This window comes from Leifsonia sp. EB41 (genome assembly GCF_041262565.1).
Lineage (GTDB): Bacteria > Actinomycetota > Actinomycetes > Actinomycetales > Microbacteriaceae > Leifsonia.
The window spans coordinates 521,951-543,393 of sequence record NZ_JBGCCJ010000001.1 but is presented as its reverse complement, the minus strand read 5'-3'; the positions used below and the strand labels follow the sequence as shown (position 1 = coordinate 543,393).

The window sequence follows — 21,443 nt, the reverse complement described above, 5'->3', positions numbered from 1 at the left end:
AGTGCGCTGAGCGCGCGCAACCAGGGAGGGAAGATCCGGCAATGAAGAGTTTCCTGTGGCTCCTGATCGGCGTGGCTGTCGGCTTCGTCGTCGCCCACAAGGTCAACGAGACCCCCAAGGGTCGCGAGTTCTTCGGCACGCTCGACAAGAAGGCGCGCGACTTCGGCGAGGCCGTCTCGGACGGGTACCGCCAGCGCGAGGCCGAGCTGCGGTCGGCCATCGACGGCGAGTGATCCGCCGCCCCTCTCCTGACGCCCTCGTCTCGTTCCATCCTCGATCGACCGGAAACCATGCAGACTGCTGAAATCCACCGCCGCTGGCTCGACTTCTTCGCCACGCGCGGTCACACCGTCGTCCCGTCCGCCTCGCTGGTCAGCGACGACCCGTCGCTGCTCTTCACCGTCGCCGGGATGGTGCCCTTCGTCCCGTACCTGACCGGTGTCGTCCCCGCGCCGTTCCCGCGCGCGACGAGCGTCCAGAAGTGCATCCGCACGCTGGACATCGAGGAGGTCGGCAAGACCCCCCGCCACGGCACCTTCTTCCAGATGTGCGGCAACTTCTCGTTCGGCGACTACTTCAAGGAGCAGGCGATCACGTTCGCCTGGGACCTCCTCACCCTGTCCGAGGACGAGGGCGGCCTCGGCTTCGACCCGAAGGACCTCTGGGTCACCGTGTACGAGGACGACGACGAGGCCCGCGAGATCTGGACGCGCGTCGCCGGCCTCCCGGCCGAGCGCATCCAGGGCCTCGGCAAGGACACCAACTACTGGTCGACCGGCCAGCCCGGCCCGGCGGGTCCCTGCTCGGAGATCTTCTTCGACCGCGGCCCCGCTTACGGCATCGACGGCGGCCCGGCGACGGACGACGACCGCTACGTCGAGATCTGGAACCTCGTCTTCATGCAGTACCTGCGCGGCGAGGGCACCGGCAAGAAGGACTTCGACATCCTCGGCGACCTGCCGAAGAAGAACATCGACACCGGCCTCGGGCTGGAGCGCGTCGCGTTCATCAAGCAGGGCGTCGACAACATGTACGAGATCGACCAGGTGCGTCCGGTGCTCGACCGCGCGGCCGAGCTGGCGGGCAAGCCGTATGGCCATGAGGCGCACGAGGACGACGTGCGCCTGCGCGTGGTCGCCGACCACGTCCGCAGCGCGCTCATGCTGATGACCGACGGCGTGACGCCGTCCAACGAGGGCCGCGGCTACGTGCTGCGCCGCTTGCTGCGCCGTACGGTGCGCGCGATGCGCCTTCTGGGCGTCGAGACCGCGACGTTCCCCGCGCTCTTCCCCGCCTCGCGCGACGCCATGAAGGCGGCGTACCCCGAGGTGGAGGCCGAATTCGCGCGCACGTCGCAGCTCGCCTACGCGGAGGAGGAGACCTTCCTGCGCACGCTCGCGTCCGGCACGAGCATCCTCGACACCGCCGTGGCGAACACCAAGGGCGCGGGCAAGGACGAGCTCGCGGGCGACACCGCGTTCCTCCTGCACGACACCTACGGCTTCCCGATCGACCTGACCCTGGAGATGGCGGAGGAGGCCGGCCTCAGCGTCGACCGCGCCGCGTTCGACACGCTCATGGCGGACCAGCGCGCCCGCGCGAAGGCGGACGCCAAGGCGAAGAAGACAGCCCTCGCCGACCTGTCGGTCTACAGCGCGTTCCGCGCGCAGGGCGAGACGGTCTTCACCGGGTACACCGACCTGGAGACGGAGTCGAGCGTGCTCGGCCTGATCGTCGACGGCAAGTCGGTGAACGTCGCGCGTGAGGGCCAGGTCGCCGAGATCATTCTCGGCGCGACCTCCCTCTATGCGGAGTCCGGCGGCCAGGACGCCGACGCGGGCACGATCGTCGGCCCGGGCTACGAGCTCGACGTCCTCGACGTGCAGAAGCCGGTGAAGGGCCTGATCAGCCACAAGGTGCTGGTCCGCAGCGGCGAGGTCGGTGTCGGCTCCCCGGCGACCAGCCTCGTGGACGCGGAGTACCGCCGCGGCGCCAAGCAGGCGCACTCCGGCACGCACATCATCCACGCGGCGCTGCGCCAGGTGCTCGGCCCCAACGCGCACCAGTCCGGCTCGTTCAACAAGGCCGGTTACCTGCGACTCGACTTCTCCTGGAACCAGGCGCTGTCGCCGGAGACCCGCAGCGAGATCGAGGAGATCTCCAACAACGCGATCCGCGACAACCTGCAGGTGACGACGCGCGAGCTGCCGCTGGCGGAGGCCAAGGCGCTCGGCGCGATGGCGCTGTTCGGCGAGAAGTACGGCGACGTCGTGCGCGTGGTCGACATCGGCGGCCCGTGGTCGCGCGAGCTCTGCGCGGGCACGCACGTGGCCTCGAGCGCCGAGATCGGCATGATCAACCTGGTGAGCGAGTCGTCCGTCGGCTCGACCAACCGCCGCGTCGAGTCGCTGGTCGGGCTGGAGGCCTTCCAGGACCTCGCCGTCGAGCGCACCATCGTGTCGCAGCTCTCCGGCGCACTCAAGACGCCGCGCGAGCAGCTCCCCGAGAAGATCGCGGACCTGATGGCGAACCTCAAGGCCGCCGAGAAGCGCATCCAGGCGTTCGAGGCGCGCGCGGTGCTCGACAAGGTGCCCGCGCTGCTGGAGTCGGCCTCCCGTCGCGGCGCCGTCACCGTGGTGGCGGAGGACGCCGGCACGCTCAACTCGGCTGACGACCTGCGCCTGCTGGCGACGACCGTCCGCGAGCGGCTCGGCTCGGACGCGGCGACCGTCGCTCTCGCGGCGCGTGCCGCGGGCAAGCCCGTCGTGATCGTGGCGACCAACCAGGCCGCGCGCGACGCCGGCGTGAACGCGGGAGCGCTCGCCAAGACCGCGTCCGGCGTGCTCGGCGGCGGCGGCGGCGGTAAGGCCGATCTCGCGCAGGGCGGCGGCACGGACGCCGAGGCGATCCCGGCCGCGCTGTCCGCGGTGGTCTCGGCGATCGGCTAGCGCGTGCGCACGGGCGTGCGGCTCGGCATCGACGTCGGGAAGGTGCGGATCGGCGTGAGCCGGTCCGACCTCCACGGGATGCTCGCGACTCCGGTGGAGACGGTCGCACGCTCCGAGGATGCTGCGGATCGGCGCCGGATCGCGGAGATTGTGACCGAACTCGGAGTTTTCGAGATTATCGTCGGGTTGCCTCTGGCGCTCTCGGGCGCGCATACTGCGTCGACGGCGGATGCCGTCGCCTTCGCGGAAGCGCTCGACGCCCAGGTGGACGTCCCGGTGCGGTTGGTGGACGAGCGGCTCTCGACCGTCTCGGCCCACTCGGCGCTCCGGGCGTCGGGCAAGAACTCGAAAAGCGCGCGTCCGGTGGTGGATCAGGTGGCCGCCACGATAATTTTGCAGCACGCCCTCGACGCGGAGCGCGCTTCAGGCCGTCCGCCGGGCCAACCCGTCGAACCGAGCATTGGACCCTAGTTTGTCGCAGAACCCGCAGGAGAAGCCGGAGCCCCCCGTCTTCCCCGCCGTGAACCGGCAGCAGCCGCTGACCCGGCGCGAGGCGCGCCAGGCCAGGGAGGCCGAGGAGGCCCAGGCTGCGCAGGCGCAGGCTCCGCAGCCGCCCGCGGACCGGCCCGCGCCCGTCGACGACACCCGCAACCCGCAGACTCCTGGGCCGTGGACACCGCCGCCCGCCGAGACTCTCTCGAACCGCGAGACCCTGAACGGGTTGGACTTCGACTCCGTCGTGACCGGACCCGTGGCGGTCGACGCGGCACGCTCCGGGCGCGAGCCGGTCGGCGCGTCCGCGCGCCACGAGGCCGCTCACGGCGCGGCGGCCGGCGACCACGGCCGGTTCGACGACTCGGCGCACGCGATCTTCGCGTCGCTCGCCGCCGACGGCCCCGATGACCGCGCTGACGCGTCCGCGGGAGGACATGGCGACTCGCCGCTCTCCTGGCGTCAGCAGAACTACCTCTCGCATGAGCCGCCCAAGCGCAAGCGGCGCTGGCTGAAACGGCTCGTCATCACCCTCGTCGTCATCCTCGTCCTCGGCGGGCTCGCGACCGGTGGCTTCATGGCGTTCCAGCCGCAGGTCGCCGCGCTCGTAGCGAAGGTCATGCCGCAGAACAACGACTACACGGGCAACGGTACCGGCTCGGTGACGTTCACCATCAAGTCGGGCGACGACGGCAGCGCGATCGCTACCAACCTGCAGAAGGCGGGCGTGACCAAGAGCTACACCGCGTTCTACACGCTGCTCCTGCATCAGCAGCCGCAGATCGTCTGGCAGCCCGGTGTCTTCAAGCTGGCGAAGCAGATGAGCGCGAAGGCCGCCCTAGCGGCGCTGCAGAACCCGTCGGCGCGGTTGCAGAACACCGCGGTGATCCCTGAGGGCACGGCGGAGAAGGACGCGCTGCAGACCGTGGCGACCGCCACGAAGATCCCGCTCGCCCAGTTGCAGGCTGCCGCCGCCAATCCGGCGGACTTCGGTCTGCCTGCGCAGGCGAAGACGCTCGAGGGCTTCCTGTTCCCTGCGACGTACACGTTCGCGCCCGGTGTCACCGCACACGATGCGATCAAGACGATGGTGGACCGGTCCTTCGAGGCGCTCGACCAGGCGGGCGTGCCGGTCGCCGACCGCTGGAACGACGTCATCCTCGCCTCCATCGTGCAGCGCGAGGCCGGCTTGAAGGACGACTACCCGAAGGTCGCGCGCGTCTTCCTCAACCGGCTCGCGCAGGGCTGGGACCTCCAGTCCGACGCGACCGTCGCCTACGGAACCGGGCACACCGACCGGGTCACGACCACCGACGCCGAGCGCGCGGACGCGTCGAACCCGTACAACACGTACGCGCACCCCGGCCTCCCGGTCGGGCCGATCTCGAACCCGGGCGACCTCGCGCTGAACGCGGTGACGCACCCGGCGGCCGGGACCTGGATGTACTTCGTGACCTGGAACCTCAAGACCGGCGAGACGATCTTCTCGACCACGCAGGCCGAGCACGACGCGGCGGTCGCGAAATGGCAGCAATGGATGAAGGACAACCCCGGCTATGAGTGACGCACCGAAGCCCCGGCCCGCCGCGAAGTCGCGCGCCCCTCGACCGAAGCCGGCGAAAGCCGAGGAGTCGCACGAGGGGGAGTCGCTCGACGCCGTCGAGAACGGGGTGTCGGAGGCGTCCGCCGAGGAGCTGATCGCCGAGCTGGTGGAGGCCGAGCGCGAGGTGGAGGCCGAGGAGGCGGCGATCGCGGAGGCCGAGCGTGCCGCCGATGAGGAGGAGCCGCTGGAGGACGAGGAGCCCGCGGAGGAGCCGGCACCGGAGGAAGAGCCCGTGGAACCTGCGGATCCTGCACCGGCCCCCGCCGCCACCGCCTCCCGTCGCCTCGCCGTCCTCGGCTCGCCGATCGGCCACTCCAAGTCGCCCGCCCTGCACCGTGCCGCCTACACCGCGCTCGGCCTGGACTGGTCGTACGACCAGCTCGATGTCAGCGAGGCCGGCCTGTCCGCCTTCCTCGACGGACTGGGCGAGGAGTGGCGCGGTCTGTCGCTGACCATGCCGCTCAAGCAGTCCGTCATCCCGCTGCTGACCGAGACGGACCGGGTCGCGGAGCAGACGGGCGTGGCCAACACCGTCCTGCTCGACGGCGACGACATCAGCGGCTTCAACACCGACGTCGCGGGCATCGTCCGGGCGCTGTCAGCCGCCGGCCTGGACGAGGCGCACTACGTGCACGTCCTGGGCGGGGGAGCGACCGCCGCGTCCGCGCTGGTCGCCGCGGCCGAGCTCGGCGCCGAGCGGGTCGACGTGCACGTGCGCGACCTGCAGAAGAGCGTCTGGCTGGAGCCGCTGGCCCACCAGCTCGGGCTGAGGATCCGCATCCGGTCGTTCGCGCAGGCCGACCGGTCGCTGGACGTGCCGCAGCTCGTGATCAGCACGCTGCCGGGCGGCGCCTCCACCGAGGCGATCTACACCGACTCGACGCGCCGCGCGGCCGTGCTGCTCGACGTCGCCTACGACCCGTGGCCGAGCGTCCTCGCGTCGGCGTGGCAGGCCGTCGGCGGCCGGGTCGTCTCCGGCCTGGCGATGCTCGCGCAGCAGGCGCTGCTGCAGGTGCGCATCTTCCTCTCCGGCGACGTGCTCCAGCCGCTGCCCGACGAGGAGGGCGTGCTGGAGGCCATGCTCGCCGCGGTCGGCATCGACGCGGAGGGGTCGCCGGTGGGCGACGGCTCCATCGAGGGCGAATCGGAGTAGCAGGGCAGCGCCGCCGGCCGTAATGCCGGGAGGAGGCCCCCTGCCGCTGTGCCAGAATCGAAGCATGCTTCGTTGGCTCACGGCCGGGGAATCCCACGGCCCCGAACTCATCGCCGTCCTGGAGGGACTCCCTGCCGGGGTGCCCGTCTCCCTGGACGCCGTCCGCGCCGATCTCGCCCGCCGCAAGCTGGGCTATGGCCGCGGCGCGCGGATGAAGTTCGAGCAGGACGCGCTGGAGGTCTCCGGCGGCGTCCGCCACGGCCTGAGCCTCGGCAGCCCGATCGCGCTGCGCATCGGCAACACCGAGTGGCCCAAGTGGGTCGACGTCATGAGCCCCGAGCCGGTCGACCCGGAGAAGCTCGCAGGCGGCCGCGGCGCCGCCCTGACGCGTCCGCGTCCCGGCCACGCCGACCTGGTCGGCATGCAGAAGTACGGCTTCGACGAGGCCCGGCCGATCCTGGAGCGCGCGAGCGCCCGGGAGACCGCGGCCCGCGTCGCGCTGGGCGCCGTCGCGCGCTCGTTCCTCGCCGAGCTCGGGATCACGCTGGTCAGCCACACGCTGTCCATCGGGCCGGTCCGCGTTCCGGAGGACGCCCCGCTGCCCACGCCCGCCGACGTCGCGACGCTCGACGCCGACCCGCTGCGCTGCTTCGACCCCGCCACCTCCGAGCGGATGGTCGCCGAGGTCGACGACGCCCACAAGGGAGGGCGACACCCTCGGCGGCGTCGTGGAGGTGCTCGCCTACGGCCTCCCGCCGGGACTGGGCTCGCACGTGCACTGGGACCGTCGCCTCGACGCACAGCTCGCCGCGGCGCTCATGGGCATCCAGGCGATCAAGGGCGTGGAGGTCGGCGACGGTTTCCTTACGACGACCCGCCGCGGCTCGCAGGCGCACGACGAGCTCGTGGCCGAGGAGGGCGCCATCCAGCGCACCAGCGACAAGGCCGGCGGCACCGAGGGCGGCATGAGCACCGGCGGCGTGCTGCGCGTCCGCGCGGGCATGAAGCCGATCGCGACGGTCCCGCACGCGCTGCGCACCATCGACATCGCCACGAGCGAGGCGGCCCCCGCGCACCACCAGCGCTCCGACGTCTGCGCCGTCCCCGCGGCCGGTGTGGTCGCGGAGGCGATGGTCGCGCTCGTTCTCGCGAACGCCGTGCTGGAGAAGTTCGGCGGCGACTCGGTGACCGAGACGGCGCGCAACCTGCACGGCTACCTCGACGCCATCCCGCAGAACCTGGCGACCGAGCGCGTCAGCGCGCCGTACGCCTGAGTCCCGTGACGATCGTCCTGATCGGCCCGCCGGCGGCGGGCAAGACGCGCGTGGGCAAGCGCCTGGCCAAGCGGCTGGGACTGTCGTTCGTGGACACCGACGCCGTCGTGGTCGCCGACCACGGCGCTATCGCGGAGATCTTCGCGGAGCACGGCGAGCCGTACTTCCGGGCGCTGGAACGCACAGCGGTCGCGGAAGCGGTCGGCCGGCCGGGCATCGTCTCGCTGGGCGGGGGAGCAGTGCTCGACCCGGACACGCAGGCCGACCTGGCCGCGACCCGGGTCGTCCTGCTGACTGTGCGGGCCGAGGCGATCGCCGCCCGGATCACCAACCGCAAGCGCCCGCTGGTCACCGACCTGGAGTCGTGGAAACGGCTCGTGGCGGCGCGCACCCCGCTTTACGAGTCGCTGGCGGACTACACCGCCGACACGTCCACCCGGCCGATCGACACCATCGTGGAGGAGATCGCCCGCTGGGTGGAGAGCGGCCGCACCGAACACGGCCAGAGCACCGAACAAGGAGAGTCATGACCGACCAGCCCACCGAGATCCTCGTCGCGGGGGCGAGCCCGTACCCGGTCGTCGTCGGCCGCGGCCTCCGGTTCGACCTCGCAGCGCACCTCGGCACCGGCGTGAGCAAGGTACTCGTCGTCCACCCCGCCACGCTCGGCGCCGCGGCGGCCGAACTGCGCGAGTCGCTGCTCGGCACATACGAGGTGCTGCTCGCCGAGGTCCCGGACGCGGAGGCCGCCAAGCGCGTCGAGGTCGCCTCCTTCCTCTGGGGCATCATGGGCCAGGCCGACTTCACCCGCTCGGACGCGGTGATCGGCTTCGGCGGCGGCGCCGTCACCGACCTGGCGGGCTTCGTCGCCGCGACCTGGCTGCGCGGCGTGAAGCTGATCCAGGTTCCGACGACCGTGCTCGGGATGGTGGACGCCGCTGTCGGTGGCAAGACCGGCATCAACACCGCCGAGGGCAAGAACCTCGTCGGCGCGTTCTACGCTCCCGCCGCCGTGGTCTGCGACCTCGACACGCTCACCTCCCTCGGACGCAACGAGCTGCTCGCGGGCTTCGCCGAGGTCGTCAAGTACGGCTTCATCGCCGAGCCGGAGATCCTGGACATCATCGAGCGGGACGTGGACGTCGCAACCGACCCGGAGTCGCCGGAGTTCCGCCGCCTGGTCGAGCTGTCCATCGGGATCAAGGCGCGGGTGGTCGGCGAGGACTTCACCGAGCAGGGCCTGCGCGAGATCCTCAACTACGGCCACACGCTCGGCCACGCGATCGAGCACGCCGAGCGCTACCAGTGGCGGCACGGCGCGGCGGTCTCCGTCGGGATGGTCTACGCCGCCGAGCTCGGCCGGCTGAGCGGGCGGCTGAGCGACGAGGCCGTCGACCGGCACCGCCGCATCCTGGAGTCGCTCACCCTGCCGACGAGCTACCCGCTCGGCCGCTGGCAGACGCTGCTGGCGAGCATGCAGCGCGACAAGAAGGCGCGCGGCAGCCTGCTGCGGTTCATCGTGCTGGACGACATCGGCCGGCCGACTGTGCTCGCCGGTCCCGACCAGAGCCTGTTGTTCGCCGCCTACCAGGAGATCGGCTCCTGATGGCCAAGACGATCGCTCAGAAGCTGCTCCTGAAGGAGGGCGACGCCCTGAGTCTCGTGGGCGCAGGAGCGGACGAGCGCGCAGCGATCGGCGCGCTGCCCGACGGCGTGACCGAGGTGGCGCCGGCCGACGCTGCTGTCGCAATCACGTTCGTGCGCACCCGCGACGAGCTGATGACGCAGTTCCAGACCGAGCTGCCCGCGCTGTCCGGCGCCCGCGCTGTCTGGTTCCTGTACCCGAAGGGCGGCAGGGCCGACTTCAACCGGGACACGTTCATCCGGGAGGCCGGCGCGTACGGCTGGCGGCCGATCAGCAACGTGGCCGTGGACGACGTCTGGTCGGCGGTGCGCGTCCGTCCGCTCACCGACGGCGAGGCGCCGGTAGGGTGAGCGGCATGACTTCCGTCCTCGTCCTGAACGGTCCCAACCTCGGCCGGCTCGGCACCCGCGAGCCGGACGTGTACGGCGCGGGGACGCTCGACGACCTCCGCGCCCAGCTCGCCGCGGACGCTCCCGGGCTGGACATCGACCTCCGCCAGACCGACGTCGAGGGCGAGCTGCTGCGCTGGCTGCACGAGGCGGCTGACTCCGGCGCCCCGGTCATCCTGAACGCGGGCGCGTGGACGCACTACTCGTACGCGCTGCGCGACGCCGTGTCGCTCGTGACGAAGGCCGGCGGCATCGTCGTCGAGGTGCACCTGTCCAACCCGCACGCCCGCGAGGAGTTCCGGCACACCAGCGTCATCAGCGCCGTCTCCACCGGCGTCATCGCCGGGTTCGGCTTCGAGTCGTATCGCCTCGCACTGGCGTTCATTCGCCGAAACGCGCGCTGACGTCTAGAATCTTCTGGGGCTCCGTACGCCGGGGCCCGTCGTGGACGGCGAGGGGCGCCGATCCCACCCGTAACTTCCGCAAACCGAATGGAACTCCCGCATGGCATCGACCGCTGACATCAAGAACGGCATCGTCCTCAACATCGACGGACAGCTCTGGAGCGTCATCGAGTTCCAGCACGTCAAGCCGGGCAAGGGTGGAGCGTTCGTCCGCACGAAGCTGAAGAACGTCACGACCGGCAAGACCGTCGACCGCACCTACAACGCGGGCGCGAAGATCGACATCACCAACGTCGACCGCCGCGAGTACCAGTACCTGTACCAGGACGGCGCCGACTTCGTCTTCATGGACACCAGCGACTACGACCAGCTCACCATCACCGGCCCGGTCGTCGGCGACGCCGCCAACTTCATGCTCGAGAACCAGAACGTGACCGTCGCGCTGCACGAGGGCTCGCCGCTCTACGTCGAGCTCCCGGCCTCGGTCGTCCTGGAGATCACCTACACCGAGCCCGGCCTGCAGGGCGACCGCTCCACCGGCGGCACCAAGCCGGCGACCGTGGAGACCGGCTACCAGATCCAGGTCCCGCTGTTCCTGGAGACCGGCACCAAGGTCAAGGTCGACACCCGCACCGGCGACTACCTCGGCCGCGTCAACGACTAGTGAGCGCCAGGACCAAGGCGCGCAAGCGCGCCCTCGATGTGCTGTTCAGCGCCGACCTGCGGCAGCTCACCCTGCCGCAGGCCCTGGCGGCCGAGGCGGAGCGCGCGGCCAACGAGCCGACGCGTGAGGCCTCCTGGCTGTACGCCCGCGAAATCGTGGACGGCGTGATCGACCACCAGGACGAGATCGACGAGCAGATCGAGACGTACGCCCAGGGCTGGACCCTGGCGCGCATGCCCGCCGTGGACCGCGCCATCCTGCGCATCGGCGTGTGGGAGCTGCTGTTCAACGACGAGGTGCCGGACGGCGTCGCGATCTCGGAGGCCGTGGAGGCCGCGACCGTGCTGTCGACGGACGACTCGGCCGGCTTCGTGAACGGCCTGCTCGCGAAGATCGCGCAGAACCGCCCGCAGCGCGCATGACCGCGACGGGCCGGCTGCGCCGGATCGTCGCCGCAGCGGTGCTCGCGGTCGCGGTGACCGCGGGCGTCGCGTCCTGCTCGCTCCTCGGCGGCAACTCTAACGTCCCCGTCGCGACCGCCAAGCCGGCCACGGGCATCGATGGCGTCGCGAACTTCGACGGCGGCTACGTCTCGGCCGGCTCCGGCCCGAAGAAGGTCGACCTCTGGTTCGACCCGATGTGCCCGGTCTGCGGCGCGTTCGAGAAGTCGAACGGCACGACGCTGGCCAACGCGGTGAAGGACGGCTCGATCACGCTCCGCCTGCACCCGCTGACCTTCCTGGACCGCGCGTCGAACGGCACCGGATACTCGACCCGGGCGTCGGCTGCGCTCGCCTGCGTCGCCGTACACGAGCCGGCGCGCACGCTGGACTACTACCAGGCGCTGTTCGCGGACCAGCCGGAGGAGAACTCCAGCGGCCTGACCGACAAGCAGCTCGCCACGCTTGCCACGGACCACGGCATCACCGACATCTCGGGCTGCATCGACCGCAGCGGGCCGTACCAGGCGTGGGCGCAGGCGAACACCGCGCACTCGCAGAGCGGACCGATCACGGTGGACGGCAAGAAAGTGCTCGACAACATCCAGGGCACGCCGACAGTGCTCGTGAACGGCAAGCAGTACACCGGCTCGATCAGCGACGAGAAGGAGTTCGCGAGCTTCCTCGGCCGGTGAGCTGTGCCGGTGAGCTGCGCCGGGCCTGCTAGGCTCGACCCAATTGGCATCCTTTAACAGCCGTCCTGTGAGGCGGGGAAGGAGGTCGGCATGACAGCGCGCACCGTGCTGCAACAGGCTGACATCGCCCGGGCGTTGACTCGGATCTCCCACGAGATCCTGGAGTCCAACCGGGGAACGAACGAGCTGGTGATCCTCGGCATCCCGACGCGCGGCGTCGTGCTGGCCCGGCGGATCGCCGCGAACATCCAGCGGATCGAGCCGGACTCGGTCGCGTCGCCCGACGACATCGTCGGCTCCCTCGACGTGACGATGTACCGCGACGACCTGTCCCGGAATCCCACGCGGGCGCCGCAGCCCACCTCGCTGCCGGGGTCGATCGACGGGCGGACCGTCGTCCTGGTGGACGACGTGCTCTTCTCGGGCCGCACCATCCGCGCCGCGCTCGACGCGATCAGCGACCTGGGCAGGCCGCGGGCCGTCCGGCTCGCCGTGCTGGTCGACCGCGGGCACCGCGAGCTGCCGATCCGGGCGGACTTCGTCGGCAAGAACCTTCCGTCGGCCGCCTCCGAGCGCATCTTCGTGCGGCTGGACGAGATCGACGGCGAGGAGTCGGTGACCATCGAAGAGTCGCGGACGATCGAGGAGGCCGGGGCATGAGGCACCTGCTCAGCACCAAGACCCTCTCGCGGGACGACGCGATCACCCTGCTCGACGTCGCCGAGGACATGGCGGACGTGCAGGACCGCGAGGTCAAGAAGCTGCCGACCCTGCGCGGCAAGACAGTCGTCAACCTCTTCTTCGAGGACTCCACCCGCACGCGCATCTCGTTCGAGGCGGCGGCGAAGCGGCTCTCGGCGGATGTCATCAACTTCTCCGCCAAGGGCTCCAGCGTCTCCAAGGGCGAGAGCCTGAAGGACACCGCGCAGACGCTCGCGGCGATGGGCGCGGACGCGGTCGTCGTGCGGCACAGCGCCTCCGGCGCCCCGCAGACGCTCGCGACCAGCGGCTGGATCGACGCGGGCGTGCTCAACGCCGGCGACGGCACCCACGAGCACCCGACCCAGGCGCTGCTCGACGCCTTCACGATGCGACGCCGGCTGCACGGCCGCGCCTCGCGCGGACACGACCTCGACGGCGTGACCGTGACGATCGTCGGCGACATCCTGCACTCCCGGGTCGCCCGCTCCAACGTGTGGCTGCTGCAGACCCTCGGCGCGCAGGTGACCCTGGTCGCGCCGCCCACCCTGCTGCCGGTCGACGTGTCGAGCTGGCCGGCCGCGATCGGCTACGACCTGGACGCGGCGATCGACGCCGAGCCCGACGTCGTGATGATGCTGCGCATCCAGGGCGAGCGGATGCACGCGGCCTACTTCCCCTCCGAGCGCGAGTACGCGCGGCGCTGGGGGCTGGACGACGAACGGCTGGGCCGGCTCGGGGCCGATAGCATTGTGATGCACCCGGGACCGATGAACCGCGGGCTGGAGATCTCGGCGGCCGCCGCCGACTCGCCGCGGTCGACGGTGCGGGAGCAGGTCGCCAACGGCGTGTCCGTGCGAATGGCGGCACTGTATCTGCTGCTCTCCGGAGGAGACAGGGACGGCCAGCAGACGAATGACGGTGTGCGATGAGTGAGAGCGTGATGACCCAGAAGTACCTGATCCGCGGCGCGACTCTGGCCGATGGCGCCCGCACCGACCTCCTGCTCGCCGACGGCCGGATCGCGGCCACCGGCAGTGCCGCGAGCGATACGGGCGCGACCGTGATCGACGCGGACGGCCTGATCGCCCTTCCGGGCCTGGTCGACCTGCACACGCACCTGCGCGAGCCCGGCTACGAGCAGAGCGAGACGGTCCTCACCGGCACGCGCGCCGCCGCGGCGGGAGGCTTCACCGCGGTGTTCCCGATGGCGAACACCTCCCCGGTCGCCGACACCGCCGGCGTCGTGGAGCAGGTGCTCCGGCTCGGCGAGTCCGCGGGCTACGCGACCGTCCAGCCGATCGGCGCCGTGACCGTCGGACTCGCGGGGGAGCGGCTCGCCGAGCTCGGCGCGATGGCCGACTCCCGCGCCAGGGTGCGGGTCTTCTCCGACGACGGCAAGTGCGTCTCCGACCCGCTGCTGATGCGCCGCGCGCTGGAGTACGTCAAGGCGTTCGGCGGCGTGATCGCCCAGCACGCGCAGGAGCCGCGGCTCACCGAGGGCGCCCAGATGAACGAGGGCGCGCTTTCGGGCGAGCTCGGCCTGACCGGCTGGCCGGCCGTCGCCGAGGAGTCGATCATCGCCCGCGACGTGCTCCTCGCCGAGCACGTCGGCTCGCGCCTGCACGTCTGCCACGTGTCGACCGCCGGCTCGGTGGACGTCATCCGCTGGGCGAAGGCGCGCGGCGTCGACGTCACGGCCGAGGTCACGCCGCACCACCTGCTGCTGACCGAGGAGCTGGCCTCCGGCTACGACGCCCGCTACAAGGTCAACCCGCCGCTGCGCCGTGCGGAGGACGTGGAGGCGCTGCGCGCGGGCCTCGCGGACGGGACGATCGACATCGTCGCGACCGACCACGCGCCGCACCCGGTGGAGTCCAAGGACTGCGAGTGGGACGCCGCCGCGTTCGGGATGGTCGGGCTGGAGTCCGCGCTCTCGGTCGTGCAGGCCTCGGTGGTCGACAACGGCCTCCTCGGCTGGACGGACATCGCCCGGGTGCTCTCGGCGGCCCCGGCCCGCATCGGCCGGCTGGACGGCCACGGCCTCCCGCTCGAGACCGGCGCGCCGGCCGAGCTGTTCCTCTACGACCCGGCCGCCTCGCGGGAGTTCTCGACCGGGGACCTCGCAGGCAAGGGCGTCAACTCGCCCTACCTGTCGATGACGCTGCCGGGACGGGTGGTGGCGACCTTCCACCGCGGCTACGCCACCGTGCTCGACGGCACCGTGGTCGAGGAGCTGGAGGCGGCCCGTGGATAAGCTCCTGCCGACCATCGGCATCCTCCTCGTCGTCATCGTGGTGCTCGCGCTTGCGCTGGTCGGCTGGCGCCGTCGCATCCGCCGCGACGCCCCCGCCGGCGGCGGGTACCCGGCGCCGGAGAGCCCGACGGCCGTCACGGCCTCCTCCGAGGTGCTCTACGTCGCCACGACCAAGGCCGGCGAGCCGCTGGAGCGCCTGGCGCTGCCCGGGCTGTCGTATCGAGGCCGCGGCACCGTGGAGGTCTCCGGAGACGGCGTGCAGCTCCGCGTCACGGGGGAGCCCCCCGTGTTCATTCCGGCGACGGCGCTCACCGGCGTCGGCGCGGCGACGGTCACCATCGACCGGGTCGTGGAGCGGGACGGCCTGCTCCGGCTCGGCTGGACCACCAGCGGCGGCGCGTCCGCCGACAGCTACTTCCGGGTCGTGGACCCGGCCGGGCGCGGTCTGCTGACCGCGGCCGTCGAAGACATCCTCCCGGGCGGAACGCCCGAGGGAACGAACGAAAGCGAGGTGTGACGTGGCCGCAGCAGAACCTGCCGTGCTCGTCCTCGAAGACGGGAAGCGTTACGTGGGCCGGGCCTACGGCGCCCGCGGGCGGACGCTCGGCGAGGCGGTCTTCGCCACCGGCATGACCGGCTACCAGGAGACCCTCACCGACCCGTCGTACGCGGGCCAGATCGTCCTCATGACGGCGCCGCACATCGGCAACACCGGCACGAACGACGAGGACATGGAGTCCCGACGGATCTGGGTCGACGGCTTCGTCGTCCGCGAGCCCAGCCGGGTCGTCTCCAACTTCCGCGCCCAGCGCAGCCTCGACGACGACCTCGTGGAGCAGGGCGTCGTCGGCATCAGCGGCATCGACACCCGCGCCGTCACCCGTCACATCCGCTCGGCGGGCGCGATGCGCTCCGGCATCTTCTCCGGCGACGACTTCGGGCTGAGCGACTCCGAGCAGCTGGAGCTGGTGCAGTCCGGCGCGAAGATGGCCGGCCGCAACCTCTCGGCCGAGGTCTCCACCGTCGAGCCGTACACGGTCCCGGCGGTCGGCGAGCGCATCGGCTCTGTCGCGGTCCTCGACCTCGGAGTCAAGAAGTCCACCCTGGAGAACCTGGCCGCGCGCGGGCTCGATGTCCACGTCCTCCCGCAGCAGGTCACGGCCGAGCACGTGCTCAGCCTGAATCCGTCCGCGCTGTTCTTCTCGAACGGCCCGGGTGACCCGCAGGCCTCGGACAAGCACGTCGCGCTCCTCCAGGAGACGCTGCGCGCCGGCCTGCCGTACTTCGGCATCTGCTTCGGCAACCAGCTCCTCGGCCGCGCGCTCGGCCTGACCACCTACAAGCTGCCCTTCGGCCACCGCGGGATCAACCAGCCGGTGCTCGACAAGCGCACCGGCCGCGTGGAGATCACCGCGCAGAACCATGGCTTCGCGGTCAAGGCGCCGATCGACGCGACCTTCGATTCCCCGGCCGGGTTCGGCACGGTGGAGGTCAGCCACTTCAGCCTCAACGACAACGTCGTAGAGGGCCTGAACTGCCTCGACATCGACGCGTTCAGCGTGCAGTACCACCCGGAGGCGGCCGCAGGGCCGCACGACGCCAACTACCTCTTCGACCGGTTCATCGAGATGATCCGGAAGCGTGAGAACGGCGCCACCGACGATGAGACCCAGGAAGGCACCGACTGATGCCCAAGCGCGACGACATCCACTCCGTCCTGGTCATCGGGTCCGGCCCGATCGTCATCGGCCAGGCCTGCGAGTTCGACTACTCCGGCACCCAGGCCTGCCGCGTGCTCAAGCAGGAGGGCGTGCGCGTCATCCTGGTGAACTCCAACCCGGCCACCATCATGACCGACCCCGACTTCGCCGACGCGACCTACGTCGAGCCGATCACCTGGGAGGTCATCGAGACCATCATCGCCAAGGAGAAGCCGGACGCGATCCTGCCGACCCTCGGCGGCCAGACCGCGCTCAACGCGGCCATGCAGCTGCACGAGCACGGCATCCTGGAGAAGTACGGCGTCGAGCTGATCGGCGCCAAGTTCGAGGCGATCCAGAAGGGCGAGGACCGCCAGATCTTCAAGGAGCTCGTGGTCGCCGCCGGCGCGGAGGTGGCGCGCTCGCACATCGCGCACACTGTCGAGGAGGCGCTGGAGTTCGCCGAGGACCTCGGCTACCCGCTCGTCGTCCGCCCCTCGTTCACGATGGGCGGCCTCGGCTCGGGCTTCGCCTACACGCCGGAGGACCTGCGCCGCATCGCGGGCGACGGCATCCACCAGAGCCCGACCAGCGAGGTGCTCCTGGAGGAGTCGATCCTCGGCTGGAAGGAGTACGAGCTCGAGCTGATGCGCGACACCTCCGACAACACGGTGGTCGTCTGCTCGATCGAGAACGTGGACCCGGTCGGCGTGCACACCGGCGACTCCATCACCGTCGCGCCCGCGCTGACGCTGACGGACCGCGAGTACCAGAAGCTGCGCGACATCGGCATCGACATCATCCGCGCGGTGGGCGTCGACACCGGCGGCTGCAACATCCAGTTCGCGGTGGACCCGGAGAACGGCCGGATCATCGTCATCGAGATGAACCCGCGCGTCTCCCGCTCGTCGGCGCTGGCGTCGAAGGCCACCGGCTTCCCGATCGCGAAGATCGCCGCGAAGCTCGCGATCGGCTACCGGCTGGACGAGATCCCGAACGACATCACCAAGGTCACCCCAGCGAGCTTCGAGCCGACGCTCGACTACGTCGTCGTCAAGGTGCCGCGGTTCGCGTTCGAGAAGTTCCCGGCCGCCGACCCGACGCTGACCACCACCATGAAGTCGGTGGGCGAGGCGATGGCGATCGGCCGCAGCTTCACGAGCGCGCTGCAGAAGGCGCTCCGCTCGCTGGAGAAGCGCGGCTCGTCGTTCCACTGGGGCGCGGAGTCCCGCACGGTCCAGGAGCTGCTGGAGTCCATCGCGACCCCGACCGACGGCCGGATCGTGGACGTGCAGCAGGCGCTGCGCCTGGGCGCGACGGCCGAGGAGGTCTTCGAAGCGACCAAGATCGACCCCTGGTTCATCGACCAGATCGTCCTGATCAACGAGGTCGCCGAGCAGATCCGCGACGCGGAGACGCTCGACACCGACACGCTCCGCTACGCCAAGGACCACGGCTTCTCGGACGCTCAGATCGGCGAGCTGCGCGGCTTCGGCGAGGCCGACGTGCGCGAGGTGCGGCACATCCTCGGCGTCCGCCCGGTCTACAAGACGGTCGACACCTGCGCGGGCGAGTTCCCTGCGCTCACGCCGTACCACTACTCCAGCTACGACGAGGAGACGGAGGTCGCCCCGAGCGACAGCCGCAAGGTCGTCATCCTCGGCTCCGGCCCGAACCGCATCGGACAGGGCGTCGAGTTCGACTACTCGTGCGTGCACGCCTCGTTCGCGCTGCACGACGCCGGGTTCGAGACCATCATGATCAACTGCAACCCGGAGACCGTGTCGACCGACTACGACACCTCCGACCGCCTGTACTTCGAGCCGCTGACGCTGGAGGACGTGCTGGAGGTCATCCACGCCGAGTCGCAGTCCGGCGAGCTGGTCGGCGTCGTCGTGCAGCTCGGCGGCCAGACCGCCCTCGGCCTCGCCAAGGGCCTGGAGGCGGCGGGCGTCCCGATCCTCGGCACCACGCCGGAGGCCATCGACCTGGCGGAGGAGCGCGGCCTGTTCGCCGGGATCCTCGAAAGCGCCGGGCTGCTGGCCCCGAAGAACGCCACGGCGATCGACTTCCCGAGCGCCGCGCACGCCGCGGAGCAGATCGGCTACCCGGTGCTCGTGCGCCCCAGCTTCGTGCTCGGCGGACGCGGCATGGAGATCGTCTACGACACCGCCTCGCTCGCGGACTACTTCGAGCGCGTCGCGGGTCAGGGCATCGTCGGGCCATCGCACCCGCTGCTGGTCGACCGGTTCCTGGACGACGCGATCGAGATCGACGTCGACGCGCTCTACGACGGCGAGCGGCTTTACATCGGCGGCGTCATGGAGCACATCGAGGAGGCCGGCATCCACTCCGGCGACTCGAGCTGCACGCTGCCGCCGATCACGCTGGGCCGCCGCGAGATCGATCGCGTGCGTGAGGCGACGCTGAAGATCGCCCAGGGCATCGGCGTCCGCGGCCTGCTGAACGTGCAGTTCGCGATCGGCGCGGGCGTGCTCTACGTGCTGGAGGCCAACCCGCGCGCGTCGCGGACCGTCCCGTTCGTGTCGAAGGCGCTGGGCATCCCGCTCGCCAAGGCCGCGTCGCGGATCATGGTCGGCGACACCGTCACCGGCCTGATCGAGGAGGGCCTGCTGCCGGAGACCGACGGCTCCATCATCCCGATGGACTCGCCGGTCGCCGTGAAGGAGGCCGTGCTGCCGTTCAAGCGGTTCCGCACCCGCGAGGGCAAGATCGTCGACTCGGTGCTCGGCCCGGAGATGCGCTCGACCGGCGAGGTCATGGGCATCGACCGCGACTTCCCGACCGCGTTCGCCAAGAGCCAGGCCGCGGCCTACGGCGGCATGCCGCTGGAGGGCACCGTCTTCGTCTCGGTCTCCGACCGCGACAAGCGCGCGATCGTCCTCCCGGTGCTGCGGCTGAAGCAGCTCGGCTACGACATCGTCGCAACGGAGGGCACCGCCGAGGTGCTCAACCGCAACGGCATCGAGGCGGGCATCGTGCGCAAGTTCAGCGAGGCGCCGGAGGAGGACTCGGTCGTCGGGCTCATCACCCGCAACGAGGTGGACGTCGTCATCAACACGCCGAGCGGCCGCTCCGCCCGTGCCGACGGGTACGAGATCCGCGCCGCTGCCGTGGCCGGCGACAAGCCGCTGTTCACGACCATCGCCGAGCTGAGTGCCGCCGTCGCATCGCTCGACGCGGTGCGCGAGGGCTTCGAGGTGACGTCGCTGCAGGAGTACGCGCTGCAGAGGGCCGCGCGCGCGTGACGGGGACCTCGGTGTCGTTCGGCGGCAGGCTGGCCGCGGCGTTCGACGCGCACGGCCGTCTGTGCGTCGGCATCGACCCGCACGCGCACCTGCTGGCGGACTGGGGCCTGGAGGCCTCGGCCGCCGGCGTGCGCGCGTTCGGACTGCGCGTGGTGGAGGCCGCCGCCGGCCGGGCCGGGATCGTGAAGCCGCAGGTGGCGTTCTTCGAGCGCTACGGGTCCGCGGGCTACGCGGCGCTGGAGGGCGTCATCCGCGCGGCGCGCGACGCCGGGCTCCTGGTGATCGCGGACGCGAAGCGCGGCGACATCGGGACGAGTGTCGCGGCGTACGCCGAGGCGTGGCTGACCCCTGGCTCGCCCCTGGAGGCCGACGCCATGACGATCGCCGCCTTCCAGGGCGTCGGCTCGATCGCCGAGCCGATGCGACTCGCCGAGGCGGCAGGCAAGGGCCTGTTCGTGCTCGCGGCGACGTCCAATCCGGAGGCCGCGGCCATCCAGAAGGCGGTCGTCGCCGACGGGGCCCGTGCCGGGATGACGGTCGCCCGTGCGATCATCGAAGACGTGCACGCGTTCAACCAGGAGCAGCCCCCGCATCCCTTCGGCACGGTCGGCCTGGTGCTCGGCGCCACCGTCGCGCTGGGGGACTACGGGATCGACACCGCGACCGCCGTCGCGCCGACCGTCCCTGTGCTGGCGCCCGGCTTCGGCCACCAGGGCGCCCGGGTGGCCGACGTGCACGCGATCTTCGGGGCGTTCGCGCCCGGGGTGATCGTCAGCGAGTCCCGCGGGCTGCTGACCGCCGGCCCCGGTGGACTGGCCGAGGCCGTCGCCCGTCGCGCCGAGGAGGTGCGCACCAGTCATGGCTGAGCCGACCACCGCCTCCCGCCGCCCCGCACCGCCGGAGGTCGACCGGACCGCCGCGTCAGCGGCCGCTGTCGCCGCCCGCCGAGCGCGCGCTGCCGTGAAGAACGCCATCGCCTCCCGCGAGGTCTCGCCGCTGGTCGTGCTCGACCACGCGACCGCCGCGCCCGAGGGCGTGGAGGGCCGGCTCCGGGTCACCGAGTTCCTGCTGAGCGTGCCCGCGATCGGGACCACGAAGATGCAGGAGGCCCTGCAGCGCCTCGCCATCTCGCCGGCCAAGCGGCTCGGCGGCCTCGGCAGGCACCAGCGGCTGAAGCTCCGCGAGTTCCTGATCGAGCGCGAGAACCGCGCCGGCCGCCGCCGCCAGCAGCTCGTCGTGCTGGCCGGCCCGACCGCCGTCGGCAAGGGCACGGTCTCCACCTACATCCGGGAGAACTACCCGGAGGTGCTGCTGTCGGTCTCCGCGACCACGCGCGCGCCGCGGCCCGGCGAGGTGGACGGCGTCAACTACTACTTCGTCGACGACGCCGAGTTCGACCGGATGATCGAGGAGGGCGAGCTCCTGGAGCACGCCACCGTGCACAATGCCTACCGCTACGGCACGCCGCGCGGGCCGATCGAGGCAGCGCTGGAGCAGGGCAGGAGCGTCCTGCTGGAGATCGACCTCCAGGGCGCCCGGCAGGTGCGCGAGTCCATGCCGGAGGCCAGGCTGATCTTCCTGCTGCCGCCGACCTGGGACGAGCTGGTCAGACGGCTGATCGGGCGCGGCACCGAGGAGGCCGCCGAGCAGCAGCGTCGGCTGGAGACCGCGAAGGTGGAACTGGCCGCCCAGGACGAGTTCGATTACCGTGTGGTCAACCACACGGTCGCTGAGGCCGCCCGGGAGGTCGTAGACTTGATGAAGGTCCGCGTGGCGCCGTCGCGCCCGTAGACCAGAATCGTGCGCGCCGG

Annotated in this window: 20 protein-coding genes and 1 pseudogene; all 21 read left to right on the top strand. The window is 71.2% G+C overall.

All coding sequences use genetic code 11. The features are described from left to right. The first annotated feature begins 41 nt into the window (after window positions 1–41). The 21 genes and pseudogenes from ABH923_RS02635 to gmk all read left to right on the top strand — a co-directional run bounded on the left by ABH923_RS02635 (window position 42) and on the right by gmk (window position 21,423). Complete coding sequence (locus tag ABH923_RS02635; RefSeq protein WP_370053751.1) at window positions 42–233, top strand: hypothetical protein; 192 nt, start codon at window positions 42–44, stop codon at window positions 231–233. Between the two features lie 57 nt (window positions 234–290). After that, window positions 291–2,948: an alanine--tRNA ligase gene (alaS, locus tag ABH923_RS02630; RefSeq protein ID WP_370053749.1), complete on the top strand. Its 2,658-nt coding sequence runs from the start codon at window positions 291–293 to the stop codon at window positions 2,946–2,948. Window positions 2,949–2,951: 3 nt separating this feature from the next. Further along, window positions 2,952–3,419 (top strand): Holliday junction resolvase RuvX, encoded by a 468-nt coding sequence (ruvX, locus tag ABH923_RS02625; protein WP_370053747.1) that lies wholly within the window; start codon window positions 2,952–2,954, stop codon window positions 3,417–3,419. A gap of 1 nt (window position 3,420) precedes the next feature. Beyond that, a complete protein-coding gene (gene mltG, locus ABH923_RS02620) occupies window positions 3,421–5,004 on the top strand; it encodes an endolytic transglycosylase MltG (RefSeq protein WP_370053745.1) in 1,584 nt (527 codons plus the stop codon). Further along, window positions 4,997–6,196 carry a shikimate dehydrogenase gene (locus tag ABH923_RS02615; RefSeq protein WP_370053743.1) on the top strand — a complete coding sequence of 400 codons (1,200 nt, stop codon included), beginning with the start codon at window positions 4,997–4,999 and terminating at the stop codon, window positions 6,194–6,196. Before mltG ends, ABH923_RS02615 begins: the two co-directional genes overlap by 8 nt. A 64-nt stretch (window positions 6,197–6,260) precedes the next feature. Beyond that, window positions 6,261–7,470, top strand: a pseudogene (gene aroC / locus ABH923_RS02610) (chorismate synthase). A gap of 5 nt (window positions 7,471–7,475) precedes the next feature. Then, window positions 7,476–8,000: a shikimate kinase gene (locus ABH923_RS02605; protein WP_370053741.1), complete on the top strand. Its 525-nt coding sequence runs from the start codon at window positions 7,476–7,478 to the stop codon at window positions 7,998–8,000. Further along, entirely contained in the window at window positions 7,997–9,076 is a 1,080-nt protein-coding gene (gene aroB, locus ABH923_RS02600; protein WP_370053740.1) for a 3-dehydroquinate synthase, read from the top strand. The genes ABH923_RS02605 and aroB overlap by 4 nt, the downstream gene beginning before the upstream one ends. Next, window positions 9,076–9,465, top strand: a complete 390-nt coding sequence (locus ABH923_RS02595) for a hypothetical protein (RefSeq protein WP_370053738.1) — start codon at window positions 9,076–9,078, stop codon at window positions 9,463–9,465. Before aroB ends, ABH923_RS02595 begins: the two co-directional genes overlap by 1 nt. Before the next feature lie 5 nt (window positions 9,466–9,470). Beyond that, window positions 9,471–9,908: a type II 3-dehydroquinate dehydratase gene (locus ABH923_RS02590; RefSeq protein WP_370053736.1), complete on the top strand. Its 438-nt coding sequence runs from the start codon at window positions 9,471–9,473 to the stop codon at window positions 9,906–9,908. A 100-nt stretch (window positions 9,909–10,008) separates the two neighbouring features. After that, window positions 10,009–10,572 carry an elongation factor P gene (gene efp, locus ABH923_RS02585; protein WP_370053735.1) on the top strand — a complete coding sequence of 188 codons (564 nt, stop codon included), beginning with the start codon at window positions 10,009–10,011 and terminating at the stop codon, window positions 10,570–10,572. Beyond that, complete coding sequence (nusB, locus tag ABH923_RS02580; RefSeq protein ID WP_208039424.1) at window positions 10,572–10,994, top strand: transcription antitermination factor NusB; 423 nt, start codon at window positions 10,572–10,574, stop codon at window positions 10,992–10,994. The genes efp and nusB overlap by 1 nt, the downstream gene beginning before the upstream one ends. Then, window positions 10,991–11,707, top strand: coding sequence for a DsbA family protein (locus ABH923_RS02575; RefSeq protein ID WP_370053733.1), 717 nt, complete (start codon window positions 10,991–10,993; stop codon window positions 11,705–11,707). The genes nusB and ABH923_RS02575 overlap by 4 nt, the downstream gene beginning before the upstream one ends. Window positions 11,708–11,797: 90 nt before the next feature. Then, window positions 11,798–12,367, top strand: a complete 570-nt coding sequence (gene pyrR, locus ABH923_RS02570) for a bifunctional pyr operon transcriptional regulator/uracil phosphoribosyltransferase PyrR (RefSeq protein WP_370053731.1) — start codon at window positions 11,798–11,800, stop codon at window positions 12,365–12,367. Beyond that, complete coding sequence (locus ABH923_RS02565) at window positions 12,364–13,338, top strand: aspartate carbamoyltransferase catalytic subunit (protein ID WP_370053729.1); 975 nt, start codon at window positions 12,364–12,366, stop codon at window positions 13,336–13,338. The genes pyrR and ABH923_RS02565 overlap by 4 nt, the downstream gene beginning before the upstream one ends. Then, window positions 13,335–14,663 (top strand): dihydroorotase, encoded by a 1,329-nt coding sequence (locus tag ABH923_RS02560; protein WP_370053727.1) that lies wholly within the window; start codon window positions 13,335–13,337, stop codon window positions 14,661–14,663. The genes ABH923_RS02565 and ABH923_RS02560 overlap by 4 nt, the downstream gene beginning before the upstream one ends. Next, entirely contained in the window at window positions 14,656–15,180 is a 525-nt protein-coding gene (locus ABH923_RS02555) for a hypothetical protein (protein ID WP_370053726.1), read from the top strand. Before ABH923_RS02560 ends, ABH923_RS02555 begins: the two co-directional genes overlap by 8 nt. A 1-nt stretch (window position 15,181) precedes the next feature. Beyond that, a complete protein-coding gene (carA, locus tag ABH923_RS02550; RefSeq protein ID WP_370053725.1) occupies window positions 15,182–16,351 on the top strand; it encodes a glutamine-hydrolyzing carbamoyl-phosphate synthase small subunit in 1,170 nt (389 codons plus the stop codon). Continuing rightward, entirely contained in the window at window positions 16,351–19,632 is a 3,282-nt protein-coding gene (carB, locus tag ABH923_RS02545; RefSeq protein WP_370053724.1) for a carbamoyl-phosphate synthase large subunit, read from the top strand. Before carA ends, carB begins: the two co-directional genes overlap by 1 nt. Continuing rightward, window positions 19,629–20,498: an orotidine-5'-phosphate decarboxylase gene (gene pyrF, locus ABH923_RS02540; RefSeq protein WP_370053722.1), complete on the top strand. Its 870-nt coding sequence runs from the start codon at window positions 19,629–19,631 to the stop codon at window positions 20,496–20,498. The genes carB and pyrF overlap by 4 nt, the downstream gene beginning before the upstream one ends. Then, complete coding sequence (gene gmk / locus ABH923_RS02535) at window positions 20,491–21,423, top strand: guanylate kinase (RefSeq protein WP_370053721.1); 933 nt, start codon at window positions 20,491–20,493, stop codon at window positions 21,421–21,423. Before pyrF ends, gmk begins: the two co-directional genes overlap by 8 nt. Window positions 21,424–21,443 lie beyond the last annotated feature (20 nt).

What these genes read in the sequence shown, in the direction of transcription:
- ABH923_RS02635 (WP_370053751.1), top strand. Translation starts at nt 42, where the DNA reads ATGAAGAGTTTCCTGTGGCTCCTGATCGGCGTGGCTGTCGGCTTCGTC.
- alaS (WP_370053749.1), top strand. Translation starts at nt 291, where the DNA reads ATGCAGACTGCTGAAATCCACCGCCGCTGGCTCGACTTCTTCGCCACG.
- ABH923_RS02615 (WP_370053743.1), top strand. Translation starts at nt 4,997, where the DNA reads ATGAGTGACGCACCGAAGCCCCGGCCCGCCGCGAAGTCGCGCGCCCCT.
- aroB (WP_370053740.1), top strand. Translation starts at nt 7,997, where the DNA reads ATGACCGACCAGCCCACCGAGATCCTCGTCGCGGGGGCGAGCCCGTAC.
- ABH923_RS02595 (WP_370053738.1), top strand. Translation starts at nt 9,076, where the DNA reads ATGGCCAAGACGATCGCTCAGAAGCTGCTCCTGAAGGAGGGCGACGCC.
- ABH923_RS02590 (WP_370053736.1), top strand. Translation starts at nt 9,471, where the DNA reads ATGACTTCCGTCCTCGTCCTGAACGGTCCCAACCTCGGCCGGCTCGGC.
- efp (WP_370053735.1), top strand. Translation starts at nt 10,009, where the DNA reads ATGGCATCGACCGCTGACATCAAGAACGGCATCGTCCTCAACATCGAC.
- ABH923_RS02575 (WP_370053733.1), top strand. Translation starts at nt 10,991, where the DNA reads ATGACCGCGACGGGCCGGCTGCGCCGGATCGTCGCCGCAGCGGTGCTC.
- pyrR (WP_370053731.1), top strand. Translation starts at nt 11,798, where the DNA reads ATGACAGCGCGCACCGTGCTGCAACAGGCTGACATCGCCCGGGCGTTG.
- ABH923_RS02565 (WP_370053729.1), top strand. Translation starts at nt 12,364, where the DNA reads ATGAGGCACCTGCTCAGCACCAAGACCCTCTCGCGGGACGACGCGATC.
- ABH923_RS02560 (WP_370053727.1), top strand. Translation starts at nt 13,335, where the DNA reads ATGAGTGAGAGCGTGATGACCCAGAAGTACCTGATCCGCGGCGCGACT.
- carB (WP_370053724.1), top strand. Translation starts at nt 16,351, where the DNA reads ATGCCCAAGCGCGACGACATCCACTCCGTCCTGGTCATCGGGTCCGGC.
- gmk (WP_370053721.1), top strand. Translation starts at nt 20,491, where the DNA reads ATGGCTGAGCCGACCACCGCCTCCCGCCGCCCCGCACCGCCGGAGGTC.